The organism is uncultured Bacteroides sp., assembly GCF_902491285.1.
Classification (GTDB): Bacteria; Bacteroidota; Bacteroidia; order Bacteroidales; family Bacteroidaceae; genus Bacteroides.
On sequence record NZ_CABUHK010000171.1, the window covers coordinates 1 to 2,752 of the forward strand.

Sequence of the window (2,752 nt, forward strand, 5' to 3'; positions counted from 1 at the left end):
AAGCGGAAACGGATATGAACGCTGTCTGCAACTTTCCCGACTGGAACTCGAAACGCCACTTTCTTGATGTGGGCGAAATGGCTACGGCTGTTGCGTTCGGTTACGACTGGCTCTACAACGAACTAAGTGCAGCCACCCGTACGAAAGCGGCCAACGCACTGTTGAAGTTTGCTTTCCAACAAGCACAGGATAAGAACTGGAACCTCAACTTCTACGAAGCCACCAACAACTGGAACCAGGTCTGTAATGGCGGACTGGTCTGTGCGGCACTGGCTTCTTATGAAAACAATCCTTCTGAAGCAAAGGACATGATTGAAAAGGCGCTGGAATCCAATAAACCTGCATTGGAGGTGATGTATTCTCCCGACGGCAATTATCCGGAGGGCAGCGGTTACTGGTGTTACGGCACGCTTTATCAGGTATTGATGCTTGCCGCCCTCGACAGTACGCTCGGCACGGATAACGGGCTTTCCGATACACCGGGATTCTCCAAGACGGCAGAGTATATGCTGTATATGACAGGCTTGAACAGCAAGTTCTTTAATTATTCCGACTGTGCCCCCTCCTCTACTGCGGCATTGGCTTCGTGGTGGTTTGCCGATAAATACAGTAATCCGTCCTTATTATATAATGAGCTGAAAATGCTGAAGAACGGCGAATACGCTTCCTGTGCCGAAAATCGCTTGTTACCGATGATTATGGCGTTTGCCAATAATCTGAACCTGGATGCGATCTCCGCTCCTTCCAATAAATTATGGAGTGGAAAAGGGGAAACGCCCGTGGTGATGGTACATACCGACTGGACGTACACCGATACGGATAAATACCTCGGAATCAAAGGCGGCAAGGCAGGTTCGAGCCACGGACACATGGATGCCGGTTCATTTGTATACGATGCGTATGGAGTGCGTTGGTCGATGGATTTCGGTCTGCAAAGTTATACAACTCTTGAGTCGGTACTGGCCGGTTTGGGTGGTAATCTTTGGGATATGGGACAGAACTCGATGCGTTGGGATGTATTCCGCTTGAATAATTTGAATCATAGCACGATTTCAATCAATGACGCCCGTCACCGGGTAAATGGGGCGGCTACTCTGACTACTACCATCAATACTGCTACGGAATTGGGAGCCACTTTCGATCTGACAGAAGTAGTGTCCGATCAGGCTGCGTCCGCTACCCGTACCGTGAAAATCGTGAATGATAAAGATTTAGTGGTCATGGATGAGATCAAGGCAAGAACGGATAAATCCGCCAAAGTACGCTGGTGTATGGTGACGCCTGCCGTTCCAACGGTGGAAAGTAACCGCATCGTACTAACTAGCGGAAGTAAAGTGATGTATCTCACAGCCAGCGGAAGCGTGAAGCCTACCTACAAGCAATGGAGTACCACCAGTGAGAACTCTTATGACCAGGCTAATCCGGGCACTTATATGGTCGGCTTTGAAGCAACGGTTACCGCCAACCAGACCGCCACATTTACCACAACCCTGTCTCCCAAATAAAAAGAATGGAACGTATGAGAATCTTATTAATATCTATACTCGGACTTTTGACATTGGTCTCCTGCACGAAGCAGGAGCCGATGGAGGCGTTGATTGACCGTGTATTTACCGTTGCGGAGCAACAATACACGGCTATGGATACCCGCCTGACAGAAAAGACACTTCCCCGCACGCTCTCTGCCGACGGTGAGTTTGTTCCCTCGAATATCTATTGGTGGTGCAGCGGTTTCTATCCCGGTTCCCTCTGGTATATCTACGAATATACCCGGAAGGACGCAGTGAAAACACTGGCCGAGAAGAACACGCTGAAACTCGACTCTATACAATATGTGACCAGAGATCATGATGTCGGTTTCCAGTTGAATTGCAGTTACGGGAATGCTTTCCGGCTGACAGGTAATGAGGCTTATAAACAAGTGCTCTATCAGGGCGCCAAATCCTTGTCAACCCGCTTCAATCCTACTGTCGGTGTAATCCGTAGCTGGGACTTTGTGCGCAAAGGCTGCGACTGGAAGTACCCGGTGATTATTGACAATATGATGAACCTTGAACTGCTGTTGTCCATGTCGAAAGCCTACGCCGACGACTCTTTGCAGAACGTAGCCTGTACGCATGCCAATACCACTATCCAGCATCACTTCCGGGATGATTATTCTACGTATCATCTGGTGGATTATGACCCTGAGACGGGTGCAGTGCGCGGTAAGCAAACGGTGCAGGGCTTCTCGGACGATTCCTCCTGGAGTCGCGGACAAGCATGGGCCTTGTATAGCTATACGATGATGTTTCGCCTGACGGGGTATCAGAATTACCTGTTGCAAGCCGGACATATCGCCGATATGCTGCTCCGCCGTTTGCCGGCCGACGGTATTCCTTACTGGGATTTCGACGCTCCGGTAGAAGAGCAGACTTGTCGGGATGCTTCCGCAGCGGCTATCATGGCCTCCGCCTTTATCGAACTAAGCCGTTATATCCCCGGCACAGAAGCCAAGGAATCTTATCTTGCCATGGCAGAAAAGCAACTCCGTACGCTTGCCTCGAAAGAGTATCTGGCAGAACCGGGTACGAACGAAAATTTCATTCTGAAGCATAGCGTGGGGGCACTTCCTGATAAAAGCGAAGTGGATGTCCCCCTGACGTATGCCGATTATTACTTTCTGGAAGCATTGCTGCGCTATAAGAATCTATAAACATAAAACTAATACAATATGATTATGAAGAACTTACATATAAATATGGCATTTATC

Annotated in this window: 2 protein-coding genes; both read left to right on the forward strand. The window is 49.1% G+C overall.

All coding sequences use genetic code 11. The features are described from left to right. Positions 1-1,505 (forward strand): heparinase II/III family protein (locus RDN93_RS21895; RefSeq protein ID WP_308747419.1); only part of this gene is annotated, 1,505 nt, incomplete at its 5' end. 14 nt (positions 1,506-1,519) lie between these two features. After that, positions 1,520-2,695: a glycoside hydrolase family 88 protein gene (locus tag RDN93_RS21900; protein ID WP_308747420.1), complete on the forward strand. Its 1,176-nt coding sequence runs from the start codon at positions 1,520-1,522 to the stop codon at positions 2,693-2,695. The last annotated feature ends 57 nt before the right edge of the window (positions 2,696-2,752 follow it).